The 21,082-nt window shown below is 49.6% G+C and carries 24 protein-coding genes; 11 read left to right on the top strand and 13 right to left on the bottom strand.

What is annotated here, in order from left to right; genetic code table 11:
* Positions 1-38: 38 nt before the first annotated feature.
* A complete protein-coding gene (locus tag HQN79_RS09020; RefSeq protein ID WP_173285769.1) occupies positions 39-1,001 on the top strand; it encodes a PstS family phosphate ABC transporter substrate-binding protein in 963 nt (320 codons plus the stop codon).
* Between the two features lie 123 nt (positions 1,002-1,124).
* On the opposite strand, the gene HQN79_RS09015 is transcribed toward HQN79_RS09020, so the two are convergent.
* Positions 1,125-1,376, bottom strand: coding sequence for a 2Fe-2S iron-sulfur cluster-binding protein (locus HQN79_RS09015; RefSeq protein WP_173285767.1), 252 nt, complete (start codon positions 1,374-1,376; stop codon positions 1,125-1,127).
* Between the two features lie 173 nt (positions 1,377-1,549).
* Here HQN79_RS09015 and HQN79_RS09010 point away from each other — a divergent pair, with 173 nt between their 5' ends.
* Positions 1,550-2,347, top strand: coding sequence for an ion transporter (locus HQN79_RS09010; RefSeq protein WP_238843347.1), 798 nt, complete (start codon positions 1,550-1,552; stop codon positions 2,345-2,347).
* A gap of 73 nt (positions 2,348-2,420) precedes the next feature.
* Here the strand turns inward: HQN79_RS09010 and HQN79_RS09005 are convergent, their stop codons facing one another.
* Positions 2,421-2,939 carry a DsrE family protein gene (locus HQN79_RS09005; protein WP_173285763.1) on the bottom strand — a complete coding sequence of 173 codons (519 nt, stop codon included), beginning with the start codon at positions 2,937-2,939 and terminating at the stop codon, positions 2,421-2,423.
* A 167-nt stretch (positions 2,940-3,106) separates the two neighbouring features.
* On the opposite strand from HQN79_RS09005, the gene HQN79_RS09000 reads away from it, so the two are divergent.
* Positions 3,107-3,409, top strand: a complete 303-nt coding sequence (locus HQN79_RS09000; protein WP_173285761.1) for a BolA family protein — start codon at positions 3,107-3,109, stop codon at positions 3,407-3,409.
* Between the two features lie 4 nt (positions 3,410-3,413).
* Here the strand turns inward: HQN79_RS09000 and HQN79_RS08995 are convergent, their stop codons facing one another.
* The 6 genes from HQN79_RS08995 to HQN79_RS08970 all read right to left on the bottom strand — a co-directional run bounded on the left by HQN79_RS08995 (position 3,414) and on the right by HQN79_RS08970 (position 10,663).
* Positions 3,414-4,049, bottom strand: coding sequence for an ABC-2 family transporter permease (locus HQN79_RS08995; protein ID WP_173285759.1), 636 nt, complete (start codon positions 4,047-4,049; stop codon positions 3,414-3,416).
* Between the two features lie 112 nt (positions 4,050-4,161).
* Complete coding sequence (locus tag HQN79_RS08990) at positions 4,162-5,037, bottom strand: symmetrical bis(5'-nucleosyl)-tetraphosphatase (protein ID WP_173285757.1); 876 nt, start codon at positions 5,035-5,037, stop codon at positions 4,162-4,164.
* Between the two features lie 9 nt (positions 5,038-5,046).
* Positions 5,047-5,877, bottom strand: a complete 831-nt coding sequence (gene rsmA / locus HQN79_RS08985) for a 16S rRNA (adenine(1518)-N(6)/adenine(1519)-N(6))-dimethyltransferase RsmA (protein ID WP_173285755.1) — start codon at positions 5,875-5,877, stop codon at positions 5,047-5,049.
* A 5-nt stretch (positions 5,878-5,882) separates the two neighbouring features.
* On the bottom strand, positions 5,883-6,860 hold the full coding sequence (gene pdxA, locus HQN79_RS08980; RefSeq protein WP_173285753.1) for a 4-hydroxythreonine-4-phosphate dehydrogenase PdxA: 978 nt from the start codon (positions 6,858-6,860) through the stop codon (positions 5,883-5,885).
* 116 nt (positions 6,861-6,976) lie between these two features.
* Entirely contained in the window at positions 6,977-8,296 is a 1,320-nt protein-coding gene (locus HQN79_RS08975) for a peptidylprolyl isomerase (RefSeq protein ID WP_173285751.1), read from the bottom strand.
* 9 nt (positions 8,297-8,305) lie between these two features.
* Positions 8,306-10,663, bottom strand: a complete 2,358-nt coding sequence (locus HQN79_RS08970) for an LPS-assembly protein LptD (RefSeq protein ID WP_173285749.1) — start codon at positions 10,661-10,663, stop codon at positions 8,306-8,308.
* Positions 10,664-10,720: 57 nt separating this feature from the next.
* Between HQN79_RS08970 and HQN79_RS08965 the strand changes: the two genes are divergently transcribed.
* The 8 genes from HQN79_RS08965 to yaaA all read left to right on the top strand — a co-directional run bounded on the left by HQN79_RS08965 (position 10,721) and on the right by yaaA (position 16,570).
* Complete coding sequence (locus HQN79_RS08965; RefSeq protein WP_173285747.1) at positions 10,721-11,818, top strand: aminoglycoside phosphotransferase family protein; 1,098 nt, start codon at positions 10,721-10,723, stop codon at positions 11,816-11,818.
* Positions 11,815-12,522 carry an N-acetylmuramate alpha-1-phosphate uridylyltransferase MurU gene (gene murU, locus HQN79_RS08960; protein WP_173285746.1) on the top strand — a complete coding sequence of 236 codons (708 nt, stop codon included), beginning with the start codon at positions 11,815-11,817 and terminating at the stop codon, positions 12,520-12,522. The genes HQN79_RS08965 and murU overlap by 4 nt, the downstream gene beginning before the upstream one ends.
* A gap of 9 nt (positions 12,523-12,531) precedes the next feature.
* Complete coding sequence (locus tag HQN79_RS08955) at positions 12,532-13,239, top strand: pseudouridine synthase (protein WP_173285744.1); 708 nt, start codon at positions 12,532-12,534, stop codon at positions 13,237-13,239.
* Positions 13,240-13,310: 71 nt separating this feature from the next.
* Positions 13,311-13,568, top strand: a complete 258-nt coding sequence (locus tag HQN79_RS08950; protein ID WP_173285742.1) for a hypothetical protein — start codon at positions 13,311-13,313, stop codon at positions 13,566-13,568.
* A 270-nt stretch (positions 13,569-13,838) separates the two neighbouring features.
* Entirely contained in the window at positions 13,839-14,579 is a 741-nt protein-coding gene (gene minC / locus HQN79_RS08945; RefSeq protein WP_173285740.1) for a septum site-determining protein MinC, read from the top strand.
* Positions 14,580-14,628: 49 nt separating this feature from the next.
* Positions 14,629-15,444 carry a septum site-determining protein MinD gene (minD, locus tag HQN79_RS08940; RefSeq protein WP_173285738.1) on the top strand — a complete coding sequence of 272 codons (816 nt, stop codon included), beginning with the start codon at positions 14,629-14,631 and terminating at the stop codon, positions 15,442-15,444.
* A gap of 2 nt (positions 15,445-15,446) precedes the next feature.
* Positions 15,447-15,704 (top strand): cell division topological specificity factor MinE, encoded by a 258-nt coding sequence (minE, locus tag HQN79_RS08935; protein WP_173285736.1) that lies wholly within the window; start codon positions 15,447-15,449, stop codon positions 15,702-15,704.
* 89 nt (positions 15,705-15,793) lie between these two features.
* On the top strand, positions 15,794-16,570 hold the full coding sequence (gene yaaA, locus HQN79_RS08930; protein WP_173285734.1) for a peroxide stress protein YaaA: 777 nt from the start codon (positions 15,794-15,796) through the stop codon (positions 16,568-16,570).
* A gap of 124 nt (positions 16,571-16,694) precedes the next feature.
* On the opposite strand, the gene hslO is transcribed toward yaaA, so the two are convergent.
* From hslO to HQN79_RS08905, 5 genes are all read right to left on the bottom strand, one after another.
* On the bottom strand, positions 16,695-17,552 hold the full coding sequence (gene hslO / locus HQN79_RS08925) for an Hsp33 family molecular chaperone HslO (protein ID WP_173285732.1): 858 nt from the start codon (positions 17,550-17,552) through the stop codon (positions 16,695-16,697).
* A 15-nt stretch (positions 17,553-17,567) separates the two neighbouring features.
* Positions 17,568-18,596 carry a lipoyl synthase gene (lipA, locus tag HQN79_RS08920; RefSeq protein ID WP_173285730.1) on the bottom strand — a complete coding sequence of 343 codons (1,029 nt, stop codon included), beginning with the start codon at positions 18,594-18,596 and terminating at the stop codon, positions 17,568-17,570.
* Positions 18,597-18,670: 74 nt separating this feature from the next.
* Positions 18,671-19,312: a lipoyl(octanoyl) transferase LipB gene (gene lipB / locus HQN79_RS08915; RefSeq protein ID WP_173285728.1), complete on the bottom strand. Its 642-nt coding sequence runs from the start codon at positions 19,310-19,312 to the stop codon at positions 18,671-18,673.
* Between the two features lie 10 nt (positions 19,313-19,322).
* Positions 19,323-19,607 (bottom strand): YbeD family protein, encoded by a 285-nt coding sequence (locus HQN79_RS08910; protein WP_173285726.1) that lies wholly within the window; start codon positions 19,605-19,607, stop codon positions 19,323-19,325.
* A gap of 196 nt (positions 19,608-19,803) precedes the next feature.
* Positions 19,804-21,015, bottom strand: coding sequence for a D-alanyl-D-alanine carboxypeptidase family protein (locus tag HQN79_RS08905; protein ID WP_338065233.1), 1,212 nt, complete (start codon positions 21,013-21,015; stop codon positions 19,804-19,806).
* Between the last annotated feature and the right edge of the window lie 67 nt (positions 21,016-21,082).

Here is a 21,082-nt window from a genome sequence, read left to right as displayed (position 1 = left end):
TTTTTAAGCAAATTGATTTCACTTACCTGGAGTTTCCAATGAAAAAATCTAGCCTTCTTCTAGCAATGGGTATTGCCGCTGCTTCTTTTGTTTCAGCGAACGCTTATGCGGTAGATGACCTGCCTGAATATCAGAAAGTTTCTGGTATTTCCGGTAACCTTTCTTCTGTCGGTTCCGATACTCTTGCGAATCTGATGACTCTTTGGGCGGAAGAGTTCAAACGTACTTATCCGAACGTTAATATTCAGATTCAGGCGGCAGGTTCTTCTACTGCACCTCCAGCTCTGACTGAAAGCACTTCAAACATCGGTCCTATGAGCCGTAAGATGAAAGATAAAGAAATCGCGATGTTCGAAGAGAAGCACGGTTACAAGCCAACTCCAGTTGCGGTTGCGATTGATGCGCTAGCGGTTTACGTACACAAAGATAACCCAATCAAAGGTTTGACGATTCCTCAGGTTGATGCAATCTTCTCTTCTACCCGTAAGTGTGGCGCGAAAGAAGATATCGCTACTTGGGGTCAGGCGGGTGTTGAAGGGGATCTGGCTGCCAAGTCTATCCAGCTTTATGGTCGTAACTCGGTTTCCGGTACTTACGGTTACTACAAGAAGAAAGCCCTTTGTAAAGGTGACTACAAATCTTCTGTAAACGAACAGCCTGGTTCGGCTTCTGTGGTTCAGTCGGTTTCAGCATCGATCAACGGTATCGGTTACTCTGGTATCGGTTACAAAACGGCTGGTGTTAAAGCGGTTCCTCTAGCGAAGAAAGACGGTAAGCCTTTCGTTGAAGCGAATCCGACTAACGCGGTGAACGGTACTTATCCTCTGTCTCGTCTGCTTTACGTTTATGTCAACAAAGCGCCTAACAAAGAGCTTGAGCCGGTTGTTAAGGAATTCTTGACGTTGGTTCTTTCTAAGAAAGGTCAGGAAGACGTAGAAAAAGATGGTTACATCGCGCTACCTAAAGCGGTTGTTGAGAAACAGCTAGCTAAAATCAAGTAAGATTTAGTCAGGTTACAAGCCGGATTTTTATCCGGCCGATGATACAGATAAACCCCGTCGGAAAGGGATTTCCGGCGGGGTTTTCTTTTGCGGTTTAACCGTTTTCCGGGCTCTGTTTTCAGATTAAAGTAGCTCGATAACCACGTCGTTTAGCGGAATCACGCTACAGGTCAGAATTTCGCCTTCCCCGGTTTCATAGATCGGTGTCTGGATTTCTTCAACTTCTCCGGAAACCAGTTTGACGCGACAGGCGCCGCAGTTACCGCCGCGACAGCTGTACGGCATATCAAAGCCGCTTTCGTCCAGCGCTTCCAGCATTGAAAACTGCCCGTCAAATTCGCACTCTCCCTGTCCGATGACTGTGATTTTCGACATAGTTTCTTCCTCCATTCTGATCGTATTCGAAATTGTTATTCTAGCAATTTCAAAGGTGAACACCTTGGCAATATTTGCAGTAAAATACCGCCTGATCAACCCATAAGTTAAATTTATCAGTTTTTATAGTGAGCATGAATATGACCTGGAACGGTTTTCAACGAAGATTTCAAATGGTTCGTGATAACAAACTTTTCGAGATGTTTGTTATTACGGTGATTATCTTTTCATCGCTGATGATCGGTATTCGAACTTATCAGCTGGATCCGCTGTACGAATCGATTCTTTTAACCCTGGACTATGCCGTTACGCTGTTCTTTCTGATTGAAATCATGATCCGCATGGCGGCCGAGGATCGATTACTGAACTTTTTCAAGAAAGGCTGGAATGTCTTCGACTTCGTGATTGTCGTGGTCAGTTTGATTCCGATGGATTCGACGGAATATGCGCTGATTGCGCGAATGCTGCGCCTTTTCCGTGTCATGCGTTTGATCTCTTTTATACCGGAATTACGCGTGCTGGTAACGGCTTTGATTACGGCGTTACCGCGCATGGGATATGTCGCCTTGCTGATGTTCATTATCTTTTATCTGTATGCCGTGATCGGTAATCTGCTGTTCTCGCAGATCAACCCGAATCTGTGGGGCGATTTAGGTATTTCGCTGCTGACATTGTTCCGCGTTGCCACTTTCGAGGACTGGACCGATGTTATGTACGAAACTATGGCGGTGTACAGTCTGAGTTGGATGTATTACATTTCGTTTATTTTCTTCTCGGCGTTTGTTTTCCTGAATATGATGATCGGAATCGTGGTCGATGTTCTGGCCGAAGAGCACAAAAAGATGGAAGCGGAAAAGATGGGATTGACGCTTGAAGAGCATGAATCCTTTGAAAAACGTGTTCAGGACGAGATGCAGTCACTGCATACGAAGCTGGATCAGCTGATGGCCATGCAGTCAGATAAGAAATAGCCGGTTTCGATATAAAAAAGAGCACATTGCGGCTAAATCTCAACCGACTTTGTGCTCTTCTGCTTTTCAGGAATTACCAGACCAGCAGTTTGTAACCTTCTTCCTGCAATTCCATTAAGGCTGCCGCACCGACCTCGGAGTATTCGGCGAACTGACGCATATCGGAGTGCTCCCAATGGATCGTATTCATGGTATTCCCGCAGGCAATCCAGCGTACGTTATAGTCTTTGGCGAAACCTTCGACACGATCATAAATCAGCTGGTCGACTTTGCGTTGCGGCTCTTTGGCCAGTACATGCAGCCCAGGTCCGATGGCGACGACGGCGATCTCGACATTGTCGCCGTATTTTTTAATCATTGCCTGAATCGAGTTTAGGATACCGATCTGATAATCGGTATCGTGTTTATTCCACATATAGACCGCTTTGTGCTCGGCCGGGTCGCCGGGAAAACGGTCACTTGGCGGATCCTGCAGTTCCGGAACCGGTTTCAATTGAAAGGTGCTTTTAGCGGCAGGGACATCGCTCGCCAGTGCAGGGAAGCTAAGGCTAAGTGCTAGTCCAAGGGCCATGAATTTGTGGGAGAGGGACATATTGACTCCAAATAAAGGCAGTTATGTTTTGAATTAGGTGTTCGTTATTATACTGAGTTGAAGCGGGATTATGCAGTGTCTATCTATGAACATAGGCTGACCCATTCGCAGTTCGATTCTTTATAATCTCTTTTTGAATTGATTTTTATATTACTTGGGAAGGATTTATGTCTTTGCAGCAACAAATCGAAAAAGCCATTGAAGAGAATTTTGCCATCAGCTTTATGCAGCTGGATAACGAGAGCCATATGCATGCCGGACCGGCGGGTGAGTCGCACTTTAAACTGACGCTGGTCAGCGAGGATTTTATCGATTTGACTCGTGTCAAACGTCAACAGGCGGTGTATAAGGTTTTATCGGAGTTAATGCCGCAATTCCACGCCTTGGCGTTGCATACCTATACGCCTGAAGAATGGATGGCTAAGGGTGAATCAATTCCCGCCTCGCCAAAATGCGGCGGCGGGCATTAAGCTGTCAGGAAGGATTCTGGTTGCGGATAATATCTGCGAAAGGGTGTTCTTCTTCCTCAGCCTCCGGCGCTGTGTGCGGATATTTGAGGTACCAAAATTTAATGAATTTGTCCCGTTCGATCTGTTTCTGAAGCAGCATTACCGCCTGAACATACTGGTCGATATAGATATAGTTACCTTTACGCAGGGATTGCCACAGATGGCGATAACGCTTCGGCAGAAAGTCTTTAAAGTGCGGAACCAGCCCGTGTTCGCCTTCGGTTGCGGCAATTCGTTGGATGACCTCGTTGCGTGCCTGTAGTGGAATATGCTTTTGCTGGCCGTCAATCATGCTGGCGATCCAGTACAGAAGAGCGGCGGCGACAATAAAGCTGATAATCGGCTGGTCGAATACGAAAGCGCCGATCAGGGTAAACACGGTCAGAACCAGTGTGCTGACCGGAATCGCCAGCGCCGAATACCAGACTTTCTGTCCTTTATAGAGTTCGGCCAGCTTATCGACATCGTACTGTTCGCAATCCACCGCCTGGAGACGATCCAATAACTCGTTCGGGTCGGGAAGCGGTTGCGAATTCGTCTCTTGTTCTGCGGTTTGCTTATAAGCGGCCTTGGCGTCCGTTGCCATTTTCTTCTGCGCCATAGTGAATCGCTGTCCTCGTGAATATTGCCCTGTTAAGAATTTTCTGAGTTTTCTTTAAGCAATAAGAATACCTTAATCGGCGTTTTCTGTAACGGTTTGCCTGCAAAATCGCTTAATTTGATCCTTTTGGCGCCATCTGCTGCTGGCAGTCGATACAGAGTCTTTGACCGCTTTCAAGGTGGTAAGCGGTCAGACTGCCACCCCACAGGCAGCCGGTATCGGTCGAGTGGACATCGTGTTTGTCCACTTCACCGAGCGTTGACCAGTGCCCGAAAAAGATCTCCGTGCCCAGACTTTTACGTTTTTTAAACTTGAACCAAGGTTTGATTCCCTTCAGGGCTGGATCGCTCTGTTTGAGTTTTTTAACTTTTTTCGGACTGCCTTTGAGCTTAAAGTTGAGCGTACCTTTTTTATCGCAATAGCGCATGCGGGCAAAGGCGTTAATAATGTAACGGATTCGCGGCCAGCCGGACATCTGTGGATCCCAGGATGTGTCTTCCGAGCCAAACAGTTCCTCGCGTACGAATGTCTGCCAGTCATCACCAAGCAGCGGAACCTGTGCTTCGGAGGCGAATTGCAGCGCCTCTTCAATGCTCCACTGCGGCGGAATTCCAGCGTGAACCATGACCGCGTTCTGTTGCGGGTGGTGAATCATTAACGGTTGTTTACGCAACCAATCCACAAGTTCATCAGCGTCCGGCGCATCCAGTATCGGCTGGATAGTATCGGATTTACTCAGGAAAGTTACCAGCCCTGAATAGACCGCCAGCAAGTGAAAGTCATGGTTGCCGAGTACGGTTTTCGCTTTACCCTGTTCTTCGAGCGCTTTGACGAAACGTAGGCATTCCAGCGATTTCGGCCCACGGTTAATCAAATCGCCGACAAACCACAGGCAGTCTTCTTCCGGTCGGTAATTGATTTTCCCGAGTAGCTGTTGCAGCTCGTCGAAACAGCCTTGCAGGTCGCCGATGATATAGGTATTTTTCATGGATCAGAATTACGTGTTCAGGGTTTTTCGATAATAGTTACACAGGGTAACAAAATCGGCTAATTGCAAAGTCTCGGCGCGGGCCGAAGGGTTGATACCGCAGGCCTCAATCTGCTCACTCTCCAGCCAGCCTTTGAGGTTGTTGCGCAGGGTTTTGCGTTTAAGGGCAAAACACTGTTTGACGAATTTTTCGAATAAAGCCTCATCCTCTGCCAGCAGTGGTTTCTCTTTGTATGGCAATAAACGCACAATTGCTGAGTCGACCTTTGGCGGCGGAGTGAAGTTTTCCGGCCCGACATCGAATAGATGTTCGGTTTTGCAGTAGTACTGCATCATCACGCTGAGACGGCCAAACGTTTTGCTTCCCGGCTGGGCGCAAATCCGGTCGACGACTTCTTTTTGCAGCATAAAATGCATGTCGCGGATATTCTCTGCATGCTCCAGCAGGTGAAACATCAGCGGGCTGGAGATGTTGTAAGGCAGGTTGCCGACAACTCGAAGCTGTTCGTCTGGCGTTTTAAGCAGTGTCGAATAATCGAACGTCAATGCATCGGTGTGATGCAGATGAAACGCCGGTTCGCAGGCGAAACGGATTTTTAACGGGCCGATCAGGTCATTATCGATTTCGATAATGTCCAGATGGGAAACCGTCTTGATCAATGGTTCGGTCAAGGCCGCTTCGCCGGGACCGATTTCAACCATGTGATCCTGCGCTTGCGGACGGATTGCCGCGACGATTCGGTCGATAATGCGGCTGTTGTTCAGAAAGTTTTGACCGAACTGCTTTTTATGTTTATGTCCGCTGCCGGCTTCGCGACGCTTGTTTGGGGCTTTTGCCATAACTGTTAAACCTGCTGAGTCATCTGCATCGCGACTTCGATCGCGTAGTGGAAACTGCCGATATCCGCTTTGCCACTTCCGGCCAGATCCAGCGCGGTGCCGTGGTCAACTGAGGTACGTACAAACGGCAAGCCCAGCGTGATGTTGACTGCGTTGCCGAAGCCCATGTGTTTCAGTACCGGCAGTCCCTGGTCGTGATACATGGCTACCACCGCATCGGCCTGTTGCAGGTATTTCGGTGTAAACAGGGTGTCTGCCGGATAAGGCCCCTGGACGTTCATGTTCTCGCCAAGTTTGTTCAGAACCGGTTTAATGACGTCGATTTCTTCGCGGCCCATATGACCGTCTTCGCCGGCGTGCGGGTTTAGGCCGGTAACCAGAATACGCGGGTCGTCGATGGCAAACTGGTTTTTCAAGGAATCATGGGTGATACTCAGAATATCGGTCAGCAACGGTTGCGTGATCGCTTCCGGTACATCCTTAAGCGGTAGGTGGGTCGTGACCAGTGCGACGCGCAATCCCGGGGTCGCCAGCATCATCACGACCTGTTTGGTACCGCTGACTTCGGCAAGCATTTCGGTGTGGCCGCTGAATTTCAGGCCGGCGTCGTTAATCACGCCTTTGTGAATCGGTCCGGTGACCATGGCGGCAAACTCTTTATTCATGCAGCCGTTGATTGCACGCTTGAGCATCTGGATCACATAGCGGGCATTGATCGGGTTGAGCTTGCCGGTTTCAACGGCCTGCGGCAGGTTGATCTGTTCGATCAGCAAGGTACCTGCGCGGCTTGGTTGTGCCGGTTGCTCGGGATCGTAATCGATCATTTCCACTTCCAAGCCAAGCATGGCCGATCTTTGCTGGAGCAGGGATTTATCGGCGAGAACAACCAGTTCGATCGGCCAGTCCTGTTGCGCCAGTTGCAGTACCAAATCCGGACCGATTCCGGCCGGTTCCCCTGAAGTAATGACAAATCGTGCAGTCACTCAATTATCCTGTTCAAAATTTTATTGAAATTTGTTTTCATGCGCCTGAATAAAAAACAAAGACCAAAGCGCGGTTGTGCGCTCTGGTCTTGGATTGATCAAGCGTATGTACTGAATTATAAATTAATGCGTACGAACGCTTCGTCTCTCAGACGGCGTAACCAAAGATCAAACATCTCGTTGGCCTTACGCATACGCACCGCACGGGCGGCCTGTTCTTTCTTGTCCGCAGCATCTTCACTGACCGAGCGTACTGCATCCAGATAATAGATCAGCCAGCCGCGGTCGGTGGCGATCGGCTGGGTTGCCTGACCGATATCCAGTGTGGCAACAATACTCTGCAGTTCGGGGGCGAGTTCCTCTTGAGCCCGCCAGCCCATATCGCTGTCGGCGTTAACCTCTTCCGGAATATCGGAATAGGTCTGGTTAAGCGCCTCGAAATCTTCAAGGCTCTTGATATTGGCGACGACACTCTGTAGAGATTGCGGCGCTTCGGATTGTTGCATGGCGTCATCACTCAGGATCAGGAAACGGTATAGGTGGTATTCGTCCACTTTTTGGGTTCCCGCCTGACGTTCATCGGCGATTTTAATCAGGTGGAAGCCGCTCGGGCTTTGAATTACTTGACTGACTTGGCCCAGAGACAGCTGTTCGACCTGTTTCGAGAAGAAGGTCGGTACTTCGCTGTCTTTCATCCAACCGAGATTCCCGCCATCCAGCGCTTTGGCGCCGTTTGAATAGCGTACCGCCAACTGAGCAAAATCTTCTCCCTGAACAATACGCTGACGCAGTTGCGTTATTTTCTGCAAGGCGTCACGGCGCTGCTGCTGGGTTGCCGATTCCGGCAGGGCGATTAGAATGTGCTGGAGTTCGATTTCGCGATACTTGTTCGCCAACGTCATTCGTTTCAGGTAGTTGTTGATTTCGCTTTCGGTCACCTGAGCGCGGCTGACTACTTCTTTCTGACGCAGTTTCTGGATAATCATCTGGTTGCGGATTTTGTCGCGAATACGGTTAAAGCCGTTGTCCGCTTCCAGATTCAAGCGGTTGCGCAAGTCTAGCAATGATAGGTTGTTTTGCGCGGCGACTTTTTCCATCTGCTGGTTGAGTTCCTGATCGGAAATCTTCAAGCCGATCTGTTCAGCGCGGCTGAGTTGCACGGCCTGTAAAATCAAACTATCCAGTACTTGCTCTCGCAGGGCGTCAACGTCCTGTACCGAAATATTCTGGCTTTTCAGCTGCTCCGCCTGTTCCAGTAATTTGGCGTTCAGTTCGCTTTTGAGAATGATGCGGTCATTGACCACCGCAACGATGCTGTCGACCAGGGCATCCTGAGAACTTACCGGTGTTTCGGCAGCATGAACCGCGCTGATAGGGCCGCCGACGGCAAACAGCGTCAATAGGGAAAGCAGGGTGGAATTAAGTTTTGATTTCATCATGTATCACTAAAAGTTAAATAGGTTGCTCAAGTTCTTCTTCAAAGACTGGTCGTTATTACTGAGTCCTTTGAATTCGAACTGAAATTGAATGCTGTCATTATACAAATCATTTTCCAGTTGTGTGCGTTCCGCTGTAGCAGATACTGCCCAGCAACAGCTTTCGTAACGCAGACTCAATTGTGATTCAACAGTCTGGTTTAAATCCAGGTCATAATTCGTGACCAGACTCATCTGCCAGTTTTGGTTCAGTTTGGAATAACCACCCAGCATCAGGTTTTCGTTTGTCTGCGTAGAGGACTGATCCATTTTAATATGGTTAATAAACAGTTCATTACGCTCGTTCACCTGCCAGAAAATACGGTTGCTGCTGGCGGTAAACTCTTTTTGCTGTGGATCGAATAGCAGCGTAGAGTGCAGGCGTAAGGCATCCAGATTCAGCTGCGCTTTCGTATAAATATCCGATGCGCCGCTGTCGCCGTTGAAACCGTCTTCGGCAAGAACTTTGGCGTCTGTGAAACGGTACAGTTGACCGATACCGAGATTCAGGCGCTCTTTGCCGCTGTCGTCGATAAAGCGGCTGCTAAGGGCAACGCTGACCTGATGGGTGTCGGCGATGCGATCGGAACCCACGTAAGGATTCAGTGCGAAGAGGTTGCTGAAATCTGGGCTGCGCAGAGCGGAATCGAAAAGCGGCAGTTGACTCTGTTCGCGGTAAGCAGTGTACAGATATTGAATCTGCGGTTCCAGCGTCTGGGTATAGGACTTCCCTGCGATCGAAACAGGGCGATCAAAAATCAGTCCGCCGCCGATGACCGCTTGCGGAATAAAGCGTTCTTCACTTTCTATGACGCTGTTGTCCAGTTGGTAGTCGCTGTAATAGGCGTTGAGTTGGGCATTGAACTGACCGTAAGTTTTTCTCTGTTCGTAGCGTAACCCGCTCTGATTGTGCCAGCGCATTCCTTCTGCTCGCGAGGTATCGGTATCCTTGAGACGGAAATCGGTCACCTGACTGTTGAAGTACCAGTCGAGGTCGCCCGGTAAGACAGAGTTCGTCGCAGCGTTAAGCGGCTGACGATACTGCATGCCGACTTCAGGGCGTTTCTCATAGTTGTTTTGAAAATTGATCAGCTTTTCATAACCGCTGTAGAGTGCATGAGCGGAAAAACGTTCGCTTTGATAGTTCAGCTGCATTTCCTGCGGGGCACGGGTCGCGTTGGTGTAATCCTTATCGATCGGCGCGTCGTTGTAGACGTTGGCGTCCGAAGTCTGGTGCCAGTTGATTCGGGCGTTGATATGTTCGCCCCATTGCTGCTGATTATTGACGGCCATACGCCAGCGCGGGTTTTCGGCTTCACTCAAACTTTCATCGCTGCGGTACAGACTGGTTTCGATTTCCCAACGCTGACGGCTGCTGCCCATATTGCCGAGGTAGCGGAATTCATTGTCCAACGCCAGCCCCTGTTGCGACATGGGGATGATGTTCACGGTGTCATCGTAATTGGGCGCCAAGGCAAAATAGTACGGAATTTTGATGTATTGGGTGCGTTCATCGTTATTCAGCGCTTTGTAAGAGCCGATTTCCGGGAAGAGTAATCCGCTGGCGCGATCGTTCAAAGGGTAGTCGAAGTATGGGCTGTAGAAAATCGGAATTTCTCTGATTTTCAGTGTTGCGTCTCTGGCGATAACCCGTTGCTTTTGCTGATCGACCACAATTTCCCGTGCTTGCAGATCCCAGTCTTTTTTCCCTTTGCTGTTCAGCTTACAGGTCGTCAGGCTGGCCGATTTCAGTTCGGCGCGCTGTTTCTGTTGGTTGACCTGTATCGCATCGGATTCGCCGTAAGCCCGGCTGGGAATGATCTGATAGCGGTTAGGGCCGATTTTCAGGTTCTGCTCGTCGATGTCGAGTTGTTGCGCGGTCAGACTGAACTGTTCCTGCAACAGACGGATATTGCCTTGCATCTGTGCGCGTTTGTTTTCAAGGTCGACTTGTAACTCATCGGAGTAGATACGGATTTTCGGATGTTCGAGTTCGACATTGCCGGATAGGTTCAGAGACTGTTTACCCTGCTGCTCAAGAGCGTCGGCACGAATGCGGATCGGTTGATTTAAAAGCGCATCGTCTTCCTGCATCGGGCCGACCATTTCGCTCAGGTCGGATTTCGGCCAGATTTCCGGACGCGGGGTGATCAGCGCAGGCAGACAGGCTTTCTGTTCTGCGGTTAATTCTGTTTTGCCTGCGAATTCTTCTAGCGAATAAACGGGTGTAGCGCCGACAACGCCAAGGGCTGCGAGCGTACAGAGCAGCGTTTTACGTTTTAAATGCGGTATAGAATGCAGTTGGAAATGAGGCCCGATATTTGACATTACGCAGACAATAATGAATTATTCGTGAATCGCCTATTTTAACTGGATTAACGACTAATGGACGAAAGATTTCAACAGATTTGTGATTGGCTTGAACAGTTGCCGATTTTACAGGGACGAACTTTTAGTGAGCCGGTACCGGCTTCAAGTGATGCGAGTTTCCGACGCTACTTCCGAATAGAGTTGAGCGCGCCTTTTAGCGAGCCGAGTTCCGAGGAACTCGGCTATCACAATGATCGTCTGATTATTATGGATGCACCGCCGCAGCATGAAGATTGTCGTCCTTTTATCGATGTGGCGCAGACGCTGCAGGAAATCGGCCTGAATGTCCCTAAGGTGCTGGATCAGGATCTGCAGCAGGGCTTTCTGTTATTGACTGATCTTGGATCAACAACTTACCTGAGCGAACTGCAAAATGTTGATGAAAGCCGTGTCGACGAACTTTATCGGCAGGCGTTAAGTGCCCTGGTGCGACTGCAGAGTCGTTCCCGTCAGGAGGCTCAGCGTTTACCGAATTATGATTCTGAGCTGCTGAATCGCGAAATGGACTTGTTTCCGGACTGGCTTGGCGAAAAACACCTGACCCGCGAATTCGATAAACTGCAAAAAGCGCAGTGGCAGGAGATGAAGCAGTACCTGATCGATTCTGCGCTGCAACAGCCGCAAACTTATGTGCACAGAGACTATCACAGTCGCAACCTAATGCTTGCGCCGGGACGCAATCCGGGTATTCTCGATTTTCAGGATGCGGTTAACGGCGCTTTGACCTATGACGCTGTCTCTTTGTTACGCGACTGCTATATCGCCTGGCCTCGGGAGCAGGTTGAAGAGTGGCTGCGAGCCTACTTCCTGGAATTGTGTCAGTACCAGGTTCTGGATAAGGGGCAATGGAATGATTTTCAGCGTGCTTTCGATTTGATGGGTATTCAGCGACATCTTAAGGCTTCCGGGATTTTTGCCCGTCTCTGGCATCGTGACGGTAAGGAAGGCTATCTGCACGATATTCCGCAGACTCTGCAATATATCGTTTCCGTGGGATCGAGCTACAAGGAAATGGGCCCTCTGGTCGGCTGGATCGAAAACCAGTGGCTTCCGCAAGTGGAAAAACTGAATCGCGAATTTTCAGCGGTCGCCTCATCCAAGGCGGCCTCATGAGTGAGGTAAACGCGTTTATTCCGTGTGCGATGATTCTGGCCGCCGGACGCGGTAACCGTCTGCGTCCCTTAACCGATAAACTTCCCAAACCGCTGGTGCCGCTGTGTGGCGTGCCTTTGATCGAGTATCATCTGCGGAAATTGGCGGCTGCCGGAATCCGTAAAGTGGTGATCAATCATGCCTGGCTTGGCCAGCAGATTGAAGAGGGTTTGGGAAACGGAGAGCGTTGGGGGCTGGAAATCGATTATTCGCCCGAACCCGAAGGCGGTCTGGAAACGGCTGGGGGGATTATTAATGCATTGCCGAAACTGGGCGAAGAGCCGTTTTTGTTGATTAACGGCGATGTTTACTGTGACTATGACTTTAACTGCTTGGTGCAGTCTGCACGCCAACTGCAACAGTCTTCCGGAAAAATGGGGCATTTAACGCTTGTACCGAGCCCGGCGTTCAATGCCAAGGGGGATTTCGGCCTGCATAACGGACTAGTGAGTGAACAGGGCGAATTTACGTTTGCCGGGTTGAGCGTGTTGAAGCCGCAGTTGTTTTCCGGGATGAAAGTCGATTTTATTGCGCTGGCACCGATTCTTAGGGCGGCAATGAACAAGCAGCTGCTCGACGGCGAAGTGTTTCATGGCTATTGGTCGGATATCGGTACGCTGGATCGGTTGCAGGAAGCTCAGCAGCATTTATGTCCTGACGCCTAAGGAGCGGTTTTGCGCCTTAATCAATACCTCAGTCGTTACGGAGTCTGCTCCCGCCGTGCGGCCGACCGCTTGGTCAGATCCGGTAAAGTCGAAGTAAACGGTCTTCCGGCCGAGTTGGGGATGCAGGTTTCCGAAGCGGATCAGATTCGTGTCGCAGGCCGTCCGGTCGCCAATTTTCTTCCCGAGAGCTGGTTTGTGCTTTATCACAAGCCCAGAGGCGTGGTCTGTTCAAAAGCGCACGAGGTTGAGGGGAATCTGACGCAAGCCTTGATCGATGCAGGGCTTGCTCTGCCGTCGCACTGGCTTCCGATCGGACGTCTGGACAAAGATTCGGAAGGCTTGCTGCTTTTGACCAACCAGGGGCAGTTTGCCGATGCTCTGCTGCACAAGCGTCAGGGTAAGGACAAAATTTATCTGGTCACTGTCGATAAAGTCGTCAGCGAAGCGCAGCAACGACAGTTGGCGGACGGCATGCTGTTAGGCGAACAAAAGACCTTGCCTTGCAGTGTTTCCCTGCTGGCGCCGAATATTCTGCAGATAGTATTGCAGCAGGGGTTGCACCGGCAGATTCGACGTATGTGTCGACAGGTCGGGCTGCAGGTTCTGCGTCTGCAGCGTGTCGAGTTCGCCGGTTTGCCGCTAAGTGGTCTGGCTTCGGGGCAGTGGCGCCACCTGAGTGAGAAGGAAATTGACCTGCTGCAACGTAATTTGCGATAGATCGACTATGATGTGTAGTACCAGAGCGTTGAGAGAGTGGCGACGCTATCGCAGATCTTAAGGAGGCGGAGATGAGTCAGAAACATAAAAATATGCTGCGTAAGGTTTTTGCGCATCCGATTGCGACCAATCTGGATTGGAAAAAGCTGGCTGCGACTCTGGAGCATTACGGTGCCGAAATCGACTATACGACCGCGAGTAAAGCGCGCATTCGTGTCGGCCATGCGGAGTTGATTATCAGTCTGCCGCATCACGGACACGAGCTGAGTGATAAAGGGGATGTCACCCGTTTGAAACACTTTCTGGAAGGCGCGGGGATTACCCCTTAATCTATTTTGTGCGAAAATCGGTGCTTATTTCTGCCATAAGGTAGTATTTACGGCAATTAAAATCTAAAATCAGTGCGAGATGTTTCGCAAGGTTTTACAGCGGGTCTCGTAACCTCGATTCGCGAGCGATTTTCCCGTTAGGAAAAACATCGAACAAGTCGCTTTCAGCGGCGTCAGGGCAGCCTGATAGGATACTGTTGAGATGTTTATCGGTAGCAGATCCAATGCATATAAAAATACATATAAACAAAAACGATAAAGTCATAACGAATGTCTGAAAAAGTCATAGAATTAAAAGGTTCGGTACTCTCTCTTACCGTTCTGCATCTCCACTCAGCGGATATTAATGAAACCAAAGCGGCTCTGGCCAGAAAGATCGAGCAGGCACCGAGTTTCTTTGTCGGAATTCCGATCATTCTCGAACCTAAAATTGAAATCAGCGATCCGACTTTTCTCGCCTTGCTGGTTGAGTACCTGCATCAGTTGCAGATGATTCCGATCGGATTGCGTTCGCAGGATCCGATGATTCAGAGTCAGGCGAACTTCGCCGGTCTGGCAATTTTCCCGGAAGATACGCGTCGTCCGACGACCAAAGAGAAAAAAGAAGAGCCGGCCGCTGACCAGCAGGCGGCGCAAGAGCAACAGAATTATGCACCTGTGGTATTGGACGACGGCGGATTGAAGTCTGCGTTGGTGATCGAGCGTGCGGTGCGTTCCGGACAACAGGTTTATGCGAAAGACCGCGACCTGATTATTTTGGGGTCGGTCAATCCGGGTGCGGAGATTATTGCTGACGGTAATATCACCGTTTTCGGTAAAATGCAGGGCAAGGCGATTGCCGGTTCATCCGGTGAAATGGAGGCGAAAATTTTTGCCAAGCAGCTGGATCCGGAACTGGTTTGCATCGCCGGTGTTTATCAGCTGGCGGACGACATTGCCGAAGAGTTCAAAGGCAACGGTCTGGTTGAAGTCAAATTACAACAAGAACAATTGGTGATAAACCATATTTAATTTTAAATAGTTGATTATTAAGATTAATCAGAGATTAGGAGAGTTTAGAGTGTCAAGAGTCATAGTGGTCACTTCTGGAAAGGGCGGAGTCGGTAAAACCACGACGAGCGCGAGCATTTCAACGGCGCTGGCGCTGAAAGGCAACAAGGTTGCGGTTATCGATTTTGATGTAGGTCTGCGTAATCTGGATCTGATTATGGGTGTCGAGCGCCGCGTAGTTTACGATTTCGTCAATGTCGTGCAGGGTGAAGCGACCCTTAAACAGGCATTGATTAAAGATAAACGTGTTGAAGGTCTGTATATTCTGGCCGCTTCACAGACTCGTGATAAAGACGCTTTGACACTGGAAGGCGTTGAGAAAGTCATCGAAGAGCTTAAAGCGGACGGCTTTGACTACATTATCTGTGACTCTCCGGCCGGTATCGAGAAGGGCGCTCAGCTGGCGCTGTATTTCGCGGACGAGGCGATTGTCGTGACCAACCCGGAAGTTTCTTCAGTGCGCGATTCCGACCGTATTCTGGGGATTCTGCAAGCCAAATCGCGCCGTGCCGAGAAGGGTGATGATCCGGTTGTCGAGCATCTTGTACTAACCCGCTATAACCCTGGCCGAGTCAATGCCGGTGAAATGCTGTCGCATGATGACGTTATCGACCTGCTAAGCATCAAGCTATTGGGTGTAGTCCCTGAATCACAGGAAGTATTGAATGCTTCAAACTCGGGTGAGCCTGTTGTTTTGAACGACAACTCCGATGCGGCTCAGGCGTACCTGGATATTGTTGAGCGTTTCTTGGGTGAAGAGAAGGAGCACCGTTTCCTGACTGAAGAGAAGAAAGGCTTCCTTAATAAACTATTCGGGAAAAAATAATTATGGCTTTACTAGACTATCTACTCGGGCAACGAAAAAAGAAGTCTGCAAATCTGGCAAAGGATCGCTTGCAGATCCTTTTAGCGCATGAAAGAACGGAATCCAAAGCGCCGGACTATCTGCCGAAAATGCGTGATGAAATTTTGCAGGTAATTGCTAAATACGTTGAAATCGATCAGGATCAGTTGAAGATCTCAATTGATGAAGAGAACGGTTTCGAGGTTCTGGAGCTGAACCTGGTTCTTCCGGAAGATAAGTAAAGCGTTGCCAGCTTCGCTCTAACCCGGCCTTGTGCTGGGTTTTTTATCAGCGAATTTTTCTACCCCGTTAATTTTTTCAGGAGTTCACCATGTTAATGCTTGTTTCTCCGGCCAAGTCGCTGGATGAAAAGACGCCGGTTCAGACTGCGACCGCGACCCAGTTTCAGTTTGCTGAGGAAGCCAAGGAGCTGATTGAGCAGCTGCAGCAGCTTGGACCGGTGGAGATCGGCCAACTGATGAGCATCAGCGAAAAACTTTCCGAGTTGAATTACCAGCGATTTCAGGAGTGGGCTTATCCGTTTGCTGAAGATAGAGCAAAGCAGGCGGCATGGCTTTTCAAAGGGGATGTCTATCAGGGGCTGGATGCGTACAGCCTGGATCAGGAGTCGATCGATTATCTGCAGAATCATCTACGTATCCTGTCCGGTCTTTACGGGCTCTTGAAACCGTGTGATCTGATGTTGCCATACCGTCTGGAAATGGGCACCAAGTTCGCTAACCATAAAGGTAAGGATCTATACCAGTTCTGGGGGGCGAAATTAAGCGAGTCTCTGAACCGGGATCTGCAAGCGCAGGGCAGCAAGACAATCGTAAATCTGGCGTCGAATGAGTATTTCAAAGCGATTGATAAAAAAGCGTTGAATGGACGGATCATTACGCCGATTTTCAAGGATTGGAAAGGTGGTAAATATAAGATTATCAGCTTCCATGCGAAAAAGGCGCGCGGTCTGATGGCGCGTTATGCGGCGGATCACAAGTTGGAGGAAGCCGAAGGGCTTAAATATTTCGATTATCAGGGTTATAAATTTGAGCCGGAAATGTCGAATGAAACCGACTGGGTCTTTACGCGCAAACTGGAAGAATAAATTCGTTTGTCAGTGTTCGGCTTTGCCGGGACAACGCTTTTCCGGTAATAAAAAACCGCCGCGGGAAAATCCTGCAGCGGTTTTTTTGTTTGCCTTGCCCTCGATGGATTCAGGGCAGGATCGATTATTGTAGTGTTTCGTGTTTTGCAAACAGGGCATCAACATCCTCGGCATCGTAGCGGATATGATAGTTACAGATCTCATTGTGAATAACGATCTCTCCCTGTTCTTCGAGCATTTCGCGAACTTCTTCTTCACCGAGTTTACGCAGCATATCATCGACACGTGATTTGTCTTGCGGACATTCATAGACAACGGTATTGCCTTCGAAAAGTTCGACGGTTTCTTCATGGAACAAGCGATGCAACAATTCCTCGCTCGGCAATTGCATCAATTCTTCATCTTTGACCGTTTCCGCCAGATGGCTGACGCGATCCCAGGCGTCAGCATCCTTGTTGTCGGTATCCGGCATTTTCTGCAACAGTAGGCCGCCAAGCTGATTCTCGTCAGCGGCCAGCCATAATCTGGAAGGCAGCTGTTCGGATTGTTGGAAGAAGGTTTCAAAACATTTCGCTACCGTGTCACCTTCACGAGGAACATAGCTCTGGAAGTGACTGTTGGTCTGGTTATTTTCCAGTGTGACCAGTATCTGTCCATTACCAAGCAGTTCATCCATTGTCTTCTGATTTTCGATTGGCTGAGAGGTTTTAGCCACTCCGCGGAGTTTGAAGTCATGGGTTACTTCAACCACCAGCAGGTTGACCGGACCTTTGCCTTGAATCTGCAAGGTGATCTTGCCGTCGTGTTTCAGACCGCTGGCCAGAATAACGCTGACCGCGGTCAGTTCGCCTAACAGTTGACTGATTACCTCAGGATAGTGGCGATCATGGGTCATCTTTTGCCAGGCTTCGTCCAGCTGGATTACCTGCCCGCGAATACTGTGTTCTTTAAATAGAAAACGCTGAATTACATCTTGTGCCATGATTTTATTCCAAAATTAAAGCGCATTGAATTGAATATCTTGTTTGCCGTTATCGTTTTTGGCCTGCAGATCGGCGTGGTAGGACGATCTGACCATCGGGCCGGATGCCACATTCTCGAAGCCCATTTCGTAACCGGCTTCTTCAACCTGTTTGAACTCTTGCGGCGTCCAGTACTTTTTGACCGCCAAATGATAACTGCTCGGTTGTAAATATTGGCCGACGGTTAGCATTTCAACATTGTTAGCACGCAAATCACGCATGACCTGCAACAACTCTTCCATGCTTTCGCCAAGGCCGACCATCAGACCGGATTTTGTTTTCACTTCCGGGTGCATTTCCTTGAAACGTTTCAGCAGGTCCAGTGACGATTGGTAGTCGGCACCTGGGCGCGCTTCCTCATATAGGCGAGGAATGGTTTCCAGATTATGGTTGAGGACATCCGGCGGCTGTTTGGATAGGGTTTCCAAGGCCACGCTGAGACGGCCGCGGAAATCCGGTACCAGTGTTTCGATTTTGGTGTTTGGCGATTGTTCTCTGAGCTCGTGGACACAGTCGACAAAATGTTGCGCGCCGCCGTCGCGTAGATCGTCGCGGTCAACCGAAGTGATCACGATATAGTTCAATCCCATCGCTTTAACCGTGCGCGCCAGATGGGCCGGCTCTTCCTGATTAAGCGGTTTCGGGCGGCCGTGGGTAACGTCGCAGAAAGGGCATTTACGGGTACAGATGTCGCCCATAATCATAAAGGTAGCCGTGCCGTGCCCGAAACACTCGCCCAGATTCGGGCAGGAGGCTTCTTCACAGACACTGTGTAAACCCTGCTCACGCATGATGTTTTTTAATTCGCGAATACGGTGAATGTCTTTGGCTTTCGGTAACTGGGCTTTAATCCAGCGCGGTTTTTTAAGCTTTTCCGCATTCGGGTCCGGGCGGTGTTTCAGAGATTTGGTTTTGTACTGCCCTTTGGGCATAGCGGCATTGCGCTCTTTTATAGAGCCGATTTGCTCGATAGTAATCTCTTGTCGCTGCGGCGGTTGAGACATAAGTTTTCACTCGTGTTCGCTAGAAAGGCAGCTATTATAAGCCATCCGTAAAGTTTTAAGAAATCCACGCAGTTTTACTGAGTGCCTGTGGGGGCGCCGGCATCCAGTTGCTGTTGCAGAATACGGCACAGATGGGCTCCTAACTCACTGAGTTCAGGACGTTGTGCAGCTGTGACGAAATCGCTGAGTTGCGCCATTTGCATACCAAGCAAACCGCAAGGATTAATTGCCTGAAAGGGGGTGAGGTCCATATCGACATTCAATGCCAGTCCGTGATAACTCTTCTGCTTGCGGATTTTCAGACCGAGCGAGGCGATCTTTTGTCCGTTGACATAGACTCCGGGCGCATCGGCACGGGCTACGGCTTCGATATGAAAGGTCGCAAGCAGTTCGATAATGGCGTTTTCGATAATGCTGACCAGTGCACGCACACCGAGCTTGCGTCGTTTGAGGTCTACGAGAATATAGATCACCAGCTGTCCAGGGCCGTGATAGGTGATCTGGCCGCCACGATCGGTTTGCACAACCGGGATTTCCGGGTTTGGGCGCAGCAGGTGTTCGCTCTTGCCGTTGAGCCCCTGAGTGTAAACCGGAGAATGTTCGACGATCCACAATTCATCCGGGGTCTCTTCGCCGCGTTGCTGGGTAAACGCCTGCATCGCCTGCCAGGTTGTTTGATAGTCCTGCCGGCCGAGTTGTTTGACAATCAAGTCCATAACGTGGCGATCAAAGGGTCATCAGGACTTCAGGATGCTTTTTCAGGTCACCGTAAATGCCGTGAATCTGTTCGATACAGGTAGCATAGAAGGTAATATTCACCGAAATGAATTTTTGGCCTTTCGAGTTATTGATATAGATATTTTCCCGCGGTGTATTGGGTGCGTATTTACAGGTAATTTCATACACCAGATCGATAAACTCGTCATGGTTGCGGCCCATTGCTTTGAGTTTATAGTCACACGGGAATTCAATCAGCGTTTCGCTATCGGGAGTGTGTAAATCTTTTGTCATAGGTGTTCTCTGTATTCTTCGCCACTCAGATCAACAAAATCCGCTTCTGGTTGGCTGGTTGAAATGCTTATATTTTAGCGTCAGCAACTAAAAAGTCGCGACCTTTTAAGGATCGCGACTCTGTATGGGGTTCTGCAAGTGCGGCCTGCGCCGCTACCGTTTCAGACTGACGGTATCCTAAAAGGATCTTTCTCTATCAGGCTTCGTTACCGAATAAAGACTTGAAAGTCAACTTCAGCTGGTCGATCAGTTTCTTGAAGAAAGAACCTTCTTCGACGGTATCTAAAGCGACCAGAGGTCGGTTAGCGACTTCTTCACCGCCTAGCGTGATCTGTAGTGAACCAAGTTCATCGCCTTGGCTGGCCGGAGCCTTGATAGTAGGCTCGACCAAGGTGTCGATCTTGATGTTTTTGTACTGCCCGCGAGGGATGGTGACATACAGGTCGTTGCTCAAGCCAAGGCCGACCAAGTCGCGATTCCCTTCCCAGATGGTTACGTCTTTAAGACGCTGGAAAGCGTTGTACAGTTTGTGTGTTTCAAAGAAACGGAAACCGTAGTTAAGTAGCTTTTGCGTTTCCTGAATACGGGTGTTGGCACTGCTGGTTCCAAGAACCACACTGACCAGACGCATTTCGTCGCGTTTGGCGGAAGAGACCAGACAGAAACCGGCACTTTCGGTATGACCGGTTTTCAGGCCGTCAACCGTCTCGTCCTGCCACAACAGTTTATTGCGGTTGTATTGTGTAATGCCGTTAAAAGTGAATTTCTTTTCAGAATACCACTTGTACTCGTCCGGGAAGTTCTGGATCAATGCTTTAGTCAGAATAGCCAGGTCGTGAGCGGTGGTGTAGTGCTCAGGGTGTGGCAGACCGGTCGCGTTGACATAGTGCGTATTGGTCATGCCCAGAGATTTGGCGTACTTGTTCATCAACTGCGCAAAAACTTCTTCGCTGCCGGCGATGTGCTCGGCCAGAGCGACGCTGGCATCGTTACCGGACTGGATAACCATACCCTTGATCAGGTCGCGAACCGAAACCTGCTTGCCGACTTCGATAAACATTTTCGAGCCAGGCATTTTCCACGCTTTTTTGGAAATGGTAACCATGTCGTCCATTTTCATATTGCCGTTGCGCAGTTCGTTGATTACAACATAGCCGGTCATGATTTTAGTCAGACTGGCCGGCTCTACACGGTCATTGGATTTCTTTTCCGCCAGAACGCGGCCGCTGTTGAAGTCGATCAACAGGTAGGCATTACCGGCGATTTCCGGAGGAGAAGGCACGACGTGCGGAACCGGTGCAGCAAGCGCGTCGGCAACCGGCGTAGCCATGCTCTGCGGTGTGAAAAGAACCGTCAGACTTAAAAAGAAGAGGCGCAAATAGGTGCTAAAAGCTTGTGTGTAATGCATAGTATTCAGATTTTCTCAATTTTCTAAAAAGTAGAAAAGAAATGACAGCCGGCGCGAAGGCTCGGAT

Origin of the sequence: Thiomicrorhabdus xiamenensis (assembly GCF_013282625.1) — a bacterium.
In the GTDB taxonomy this organism is placed as follows: domain Bacteria; phylum Pseudomonadota; class Gammaproteobacteria; order Thiomicrospirales; family Thiomicrospiraceae; genus Thiomicrorhabdus; species Thiomicrorhabdus xiamenensis.
Note: the sequence above shows the minus strand (reverse complement) of the source record. Positions and strands in the feature narration are given on the sequence as shown.

Excerpts from the sequence above, each read along its gene's own strand:
- HQN79_RS09020 (WP_173285769.1), top strand. The coding sequence starts at position 39 with ATGAAAAAATCTAGCCTTCTTCTAGCAATGGGTATTGCCGCTGCTTCT.
- HQN79_RS09015 (WP_173285767.1), bottom strand. The coding sequence starts at position 1,376 with ATGTCGAAAATCACAGTCATCGGACAGGGAGAGTGCGAATTTGACGGG.
- HQN79_RS09010 (WP_238843347.1), top strand. The coding sequence starts at position 1,550 with ATGGTTCGTGATAACAAACTTTTCGAGATGTTTGTTATTACGGTGATT.
- HQN79_RS09005 (WP_173285763.1), bottom strand. The coding sequence starts at position 2,939 with ATGTCCCTCTCCCACAAATTCATGGCCCTTGGACTAGCACTTAGCCTT.
- HQN79_RS09000 (WP_173285761.1), top strand. The coding sequence starts at position 3,107 with ATGTCTTTGCAGCAACAAATCGAAAAAGCCATTGAAGAGAATTTTGCC.
- HQN79_RS08995 (WP_173285759.1), bottom strand. The coding sequence starts at position 4,049 with ATGGCGCAGAAGAAAATGGCAACGGACGCCAAGGCCGCTTATAAGCAA.
- HQN79_RS08990 (WP_173285757.1), bottom strand. The coding sequence starts at position 5,037 with ATGAAAAATACCTATATCATCGGCGACCTGCAAGGCTGTTTCGACGAG.
- rsmA (WP_173285755.1), bottom strand. The coding sequence starts at position 5,877 with ATGGCAAAAGCCCCAAACAAGCGTCGCGAAGCCGGCAGCGGACATAAA.
- HQN79_RS08975 (WP_173285751.1), bottom strand. The coding sequence starts at position 8,296 with ATGAAATCAAAACTTAATTCCACCCTGCTTTCCCTATTGACGCTGTTT.
- HQN79_RS08970 (WP_173285749.1), bottom strand. The coding sequence starts at position 10,663 with ATGTCAAATATCGGGCCTCATTTCCAACTGCATTCTATACCGCATTTA.
- HQN79_RS08965 (WP_173285747.1), top strand. The coding sequence starts at position 10,721 with ATGGACGAAAGATTTCAACAGATTTGTGATTGGCTTGAACAGTTGCCG.
- murU (WP_173285746.1), top strand. The coding sequence starts at position 11,815 with ATGAGTGAGGTAAACGCGTTTATTCCGTGTGCGATGATTCTGGCCGCC.
- HQN79_RS08950 (WP_173285742.1), top strand. The coding sequence starts at position 13,311 with ATGAGTCAGAAACATAAAAATATGCTGCGTAAGGTTTTTGCGCATCCG.
- minC (WP_173285740.1), top strand. The coding sequence starts at position 13,839 with ATGTCTGAAAAAGTCATAGAATTAAAAGGTTCGGTACTCTCTCTTACC.
- minE (WP_173285736.1), top strand. The coding sequence starts at position 15,447 with ATGGCTTTACTAGACTATCTACTCGGGCAACGAAAAAAGAAGTCTGCA.
- yaaA (WP_173285734.1), top strand. The coding sequence starts at position 15,794 with ATGTTAATGCTTGTTTCTCCGGCCAAGTCGCTGGATGAAAAGACGCCG.
- hslO (WP_173285732.1), bottom strand. The coding sequence starts at position 17,552 with ATGGCACAAGATGTAATTCAGCGTTTTCTATTTAAAGAACACAGTATT.
- lipA (WP_173285730.1), bottom strand. The coding sequence starts at position 18,596 with ATGTCTCAACCGCCGCAGCGACAAGAGATTACTATCGAGCAAATCGGC.
- lipB (WP_173285728.1), bottom strand. The coding sequence starts at position 19,312 with ATGGACTTGATTGTCAAACAACTCGGCCGGCAGGACTATCAAACAACC.
- HQN79_RS08910 (WP_173285726.1), bottom strand. The coding sequence starts at position 19,607 with ATGACAAAAGATTTACACACTCCCGATAGCGAAACGCTGATTGAATTC.
- HQN79_RS08905 (WP_338065233.1), bottom strand. The coding sequence starts at position 21,015 with ATGCATTACACACAAGCTTTTAGCACCTATTTGCGCCTCTTCTTTTTA.